Annotated in this window: 6 protein-coding genes and 1 pseudogene; all 7 read right to left on the bottom strand. The window is 38.8% G+C overall.

Annotation, left to right across the window (positions count from 1 at the left end; all coding sequences use genetic code 11):
- Positions 1 to 256: pseudogene (locus HMPREF0666_RS14980) on the bottom strand (hypothetical protein); the annotation flags it as partial.
- Positions 257 to 288: 32 nt separating this feature from the next.
- On the bottom strand, positions 289 to 882 hold the full coding sequence (locus HMPREF0666_RS14975) for a hypothetical protein (RefSeq protein WP_009013221.1): 594 nt from the start codon (positions 880 to 882) through the stop codon (positions 289 to 291).
- A gap of 34 nt (positions 883 to 916) precedes the next feature.
- Positions 917 to 1,513 carry a hypothetical protein gene (locus tag HMPREF0666_RS14970; protein WP_009013220.1) on the bottom strand — a complete coding sequence of 199 codons (597 nt, stop codon included), beginning with the start codon at positions 1,511 to 1,513 and terminating at the stop codon, positions 917 to 919.
- A 34-nt stretch (positions 1,514 to 1,547) separates the two neighbouring features.
- The gene (locus HMPREF0666_RS14965) at positions 1,548 to 2,144 is read right to left on the bottom strand and encodes a hypothetical protein (protein WP_042856476.1); all 597 of its coding nucleotides are present in this window, start codon (positions 2,142 to 2,144) and stop codon (positions 1,548 to 1,550) included.
- A gap of 8 nt (positions 2,145 to 2,152) precedes the next feature.
- A complete protein-coding gene (locus tag HMPREF0666_RS14960; protein WP_009013218.1) occupies positions 2,153 to 3,220 on the bottom strand; it encodes a hypothetical protein in 1,068 nt (355 codons plus the stop codon).
- A 4-nt stretch (positions 3,221 to 3,224) separates the two neighbouring features.
- Entirely contained in the window at positions 3,225 to 4,385 is a 1,161-nt protein-coding gene (locus HMPREF0666_RS14955; protein WP_232214132.1) for a hypothetical protein, read from the bottom strand.
- Positions 4,386 to 4,425: 40 nt separating this feature from the next.
- Positions 4,426 to 5,201, bottom strand: a 776-nt coding sequence (locus tag HMPREF0666_RS14950; protein WP_009013216.1) for a phage baseplate assembly protein V, incomplete at its 5' end; no start/stop codon positions are given.

Below are 5,201 nucleotides of genomic sequence, written 5' to 3'. Positions count from 1 at the left end.
TCATAAAAAGAATACTATCAGTTCTTATCCTTTCTGTTGAGTTCATTAGGACACCTGTCATAATACTCTCAGGTCCATAGTCAACATCCATCTTCCCTTTTGGGATATGCAATGTAACATATTTCGACTCGTCAATATACTGCTGTGCATATTTCTCCCCATCATTCCGTGTACAGGTGTAAATCAGATTGCCCACTGCTAAGAGTATAGCAACAAGTCCTGCACCTAAAAACCACCCTAAACCGCTCTTTCTCATAGTTTATTATCATTAATTGAAACTCTCAAGGATTACTTCCCTCCATACCGCTCCTTGAACTCTTCCTTACTCATCATATAGGTGAGATATAGTTCTACAGCTCTCTTGTAATAAGCGGGTCTGCTGAATGCATACTTATAATATTTACTATTCTTATCATTCTGGAAATGTGCTATCTTGTAATCAAAGTCTAACACTGGGACAGGGTTGGCTTTAGAACCATATCGAGGAGAGTTTAGTTCGTACTTGTTTATACGAGCTTTGATGGTCTTACGGTAACGTATATCATCTCCTACAAATGAACTTTGTCTACCCATATCCCGACGCTCTGGCTCGATAACGAATACACAGAAGTATTTTTTATAAGAGTTATCATAAAAGATTATACTATCTGTCCATACTGTTTCAGCAGAGTTCATGACAACACCTGTAACAATATGATCGAATTCATAAGAAATACTTTTTCTTTGAGGAATATGCAATGTAACATACTCCGACTCGTCAATATACTGCTGTACATACTTTTCCCCGTCATTCCGTGTGCAGGTGTAAATCAGATTACCAATAGCCAACAACATTGCAACAAGCCCGACACCTATAAACCAACCTATACCGCTCTTTCTCATAACGTATTACCGTTGTATTGATATGCCCACCAAATTACTCCTTTTCAAACCGTTCCTTGAACTCTTCCTTACTCATCATATAGGTGAGATATAGTTCTACTGCTCTCTTGTAATAGGCAGGTCTGCTGAACGCATACTCGTAGTATTTACTATTCTTATCATTCTGGAAATGTGCTATCTTGTAATCAAAGTCTAACACTGGGACTGGGTTGGCTTTAGAACCATATCGAGGAGAGTTTAGTTCGTACTTGTTTATACGAGCTTTGATGGTCTTACGGTAGTCTATATCATTTACAACTATCATACCTTGCCTAACTGTCTCCCGACGCTCTGGCTCAATAACGAATACACAGAAGTATTTCTTATAAATGCTATCATAAAAAAGAATACTATCAGTTCTAATTCTTTTTGTTGAGTTCATTAGAACACCTGTCATTATACTCCCCGCTCTATAAGTAACATCCTTTATCCCTTCTGGAATATGCAATGTAACATACTCCGACTCGTCAATATACTGCTGTACATACTTTTCCCCGTCATTCCGTGTGCATGTGTAAATCAGATTACCAATTGCCAATAACATTGCAACAAGCCCGACACCTGCAAACCAGCCTATACCGCTCTTTCTCATAACGTATTACCGTTGTATTGATAGCCCCTTCAAATTACTCCTTTTCAAACCGCTCCTTGAACTCTTCCTTACTCATCATATAGGTGAGATATAGTTCTACTGCTCTCTTGTAATAGGCAGGTCTGCTGAACGCATATTCGTATTCCTTGTCATCATAAGCATCTCTGAATTCTTGTAAATCATAGTCATAGTCTAACACTGGGACTGGGTTGGCTTTAGAACCGTATCGAGGAGAGTTTAGTTCGTACTTGTTTATACGAGCTTTGATGGTCTTACGATAACGTATATCATTTACAACTATCTCGCCTTGCCCACCTGTCCCCCGATGTTCTGGTTCGATGACGAAAACACAGAAGTATTTCTTATAATAGTTATCATAAAAAGCCAAACGATCAGTTCTAATTCTTTCAGTTGAGTTCATCAGGATTCCAATTCTCATACCGCCCGCTCTATAAGTAACATCCTTTATCCTTTCTGGAATATGCAATGTAACATACTCTGACTCGTCAATATACTGCTGTGCATACTTTTCCCCATCATTCCGTGTACATGTGTAAATCAGATTACCAATTGCCAACAACATTGCAACAAGACCGACACCTGTAAACCAACCCATATTAATCTTTTTCATATATACTATCACCTTATTGATACAACATTGATAGAATTTAATGCATCATCCGTATTTGATGTATCATTCTTATCTTTAGCATTATATCTATAATCTGCAATATTATCATCAGCCACAATTCCAATTCCAACATTTACCGCAGCCCCTCCAAGTCCAGCAGCAAATCCCTTTAATTGACTTGGGTTTATCTGCTTAGAGTGTATCGCAGTTCGTATTGCTCCTTCGAATTGGGTTCCTATATTTTCAACTAACACTCCATATCCATATTGGACATACCCACCTGCAGTCTTGGCACCTGTCATTATTAATGAAACCGTACTCTTAACTTCTTTGGTGACAACCATACCAGCGATGTAGGTGATAGCTCCAGAGCCAGTATTTCTTGTCGTTGATGATAAATCGTCCGAATCTAATATCCACCAACTAAAGTATGATGGAATTGCCAAAACTGCTGCAGCAACAAGAGACACAGCGCTTGATGCTGCAGTAATAGCAGTTATTGCACCCATAACAAACTGAGAACCCATCTTCCAATAAAAGGCATTCATATTACTGTCACTGATGGCTTTTGCAGCATCCATAGCTATCTGTTTATCTAATATTATGTTGATAGTGCCCTTGTTTATACATTTCATAAGAGATCTATTTAGCAAAGCTGCATGCTTATTGAATCTAACAGATGAACTTTTGCCAACCCATGTTGATTCCAGAGTACAATCACAGGCATGAGCAATACTTATAATTCCCCCTACTCCAGAGATGACAGTTGCGCCTGCAGCTGCAAACATAACGCCTGTTGCAGCCAAGGCGAGTCCTCCTGTAGCAACTGTAGCAACAACCAACGCTCCTATACATATACCTGCAGCTAACGCCTCAAATCCTCCCCAGCTCAACCCTTTTTCCACACATTCAAACGATTCGTCAATCTTTCGGTCTTCACCTGTCAGAAGAATCTTGGAACCATTTGAGTGGGCAACTGTTTTAGCACCACGTGATGGTAATAACTTACGTGGTACACCGCATGTCATGTTTGAACAAATGACATAAGCCTCTGCAGGAATATACGATTCAGCCATATACTTATACTAATTTTCTCAGTTTAAAATCTGTTACAACTTCCAAGTTATTGGTAACTTCCTCTATGAATAAAACATCTGATTGGACAATGAAATTATATTTCGTGTTGATAACACATTTCTCAACCATAGAATAGTTATAGTCAGAAAACTTATATTGAATCGTTGGTTGAAACTTTTTCTCATAGCCCTCTTTAATCTGTGATAATGGTAAAGTGTCTTTGTTCATCTTGCTTTTTCTTTGAATGAGGACCATATTTGGTGACTCTTTCAGAATTTCCTGAGTAAAATCCAATTCAACAGCAATATCCTCAAAGAGCTGTGAGTTAAAGACTCGCTTATATGGGTCGAAGAGGTTCTTATCTGTAACCAAATATTTATCAAAGAATGTATTAACAAACAGTTTTGCATTAAACATCATACTCAAACTATCTAAGTTGTGAGCCTGTTCTTCTGCAACCTTAAGGAAATACTCCAACTTATCACGAGTATCTTCTTTTCGAATAAAATCGTATTTTTTTCTCAAAGAATCCTTACATTGGTCCCATTGTTTAATAATCTCATCATGGTTTAAAATCTGATTAACTTTGCCCGTCTGTTCGTCAATGTCTAATAAGACATTAGAGAGTAGAGCTTTATCTACCTCCATCAGCAAATCAACTGATTCTTTTAGGGGTTGTGGAGTAGCATTAACAATGTTGTCTAACAAAGTTACTAAAAATAAACCTTCCTTATTATCAACATTTTGAACTACCTTAAAATCTTGATTAACCTGAGAATTATTAATAGAAACACCATTTAGGCGAGTTGCAGACATTTGTTCACACCTATACTTTAAGATGCGTTCAATATCTCTTTCTTTGTTACTATCCTCCTGTTCTATTACTATATCTTTTCCTGTTTCTCTCTTTCTCCTTGCCGCTTCTATGACACGCTGCTTATACTGTCTTTGACGTTCAATAGACCGAAGCATAGCCTCAGCACTTCGTGTAGTGCCGAGGTCTGGGTCTGTTTTGTCAATAATATCTTCCTTAGTTAATCCCAATGAAGATAACAGACGGAGCTCTTCTTCCTCCATTCTATGATTATATCTTTGCGCATTAAATGCGAATTGGTCACCATTTATGTCGCCTCTTTTATTTTGGTAAATATCATCTTTACCCATATTTCTCTTGCTGTCCATGAAAACTAATTATTCCCAAGATCTAATTTATATTGACTTCTCCCCCATTTATAGTAACATTTAGGGTACCCCCTTTAACCGTTACTCCATTATTCTTGACCTCTAAGCCCCTTGTTAATACAATCTTATTTTTATTATCGCTATTAGTTGTACCTGTAGATGTGCTCTTTTCTGCCTTATTAGTACCAATAACAGCACTATCTGTACCAATAATAGATACAGTAGCAGCATTAATCGTAATACAACCTGGTGTCAAGTCAATGTAAGTATTTTCGTCAACAGCCAAGTGAATATTGGAAGTACCATTTAACGTTACTTTACCTCCACTATTCATTGTTAAGTATGCTGGTGCGCTTTCGCTTTCTTTTACAGATCCAACGTTAATAGAAGCATTTTCTCCTGTATTCACTGTATAGCTTGTCTTTGCATTTGTAGTGGCATTACCTGCACCATCAAAAGTCATGGTTACACCGCCCTTATCGTGCAGCGTGACACTTCCTTTAGAATCATTAAGTTTCAAGGCACAGCCAGTGCGGCTGGTGAGGCTTTTGCAGTTGTTGCCTTGACCACCGCCACCACCTGTCGTTCCATTAAACAGGCTACCCATAACGTAGGGACGGGCGGGGTCGCCATGACGGAAGCCAAGGAGGACTTGGTCGCCTACCTCTGGGATGAAAACAAAGCCACGGTTGCTCTTTACGTCTTTGCTGCCACCACCATCTGGCGTCATCACACGTACCCAACTTGTTCGCATGTTATCGGTCTGCCAATTCATGCGCACCTGCACACGACCCGCTC

It is taken from the genome of Prevotella sp. C561, assembly GCF_000224595.1.
Lineage (GTDB): Bacteria > Bacteroidota > Bacteroidia > Bacteroidales > Bacteroidaceae > Prevotella > Prevotella jejuni.
Note: the sequence above shows the minus strand (reverse complement) of the source record. Positions and strands in the feature narration are given on the sequence as shown.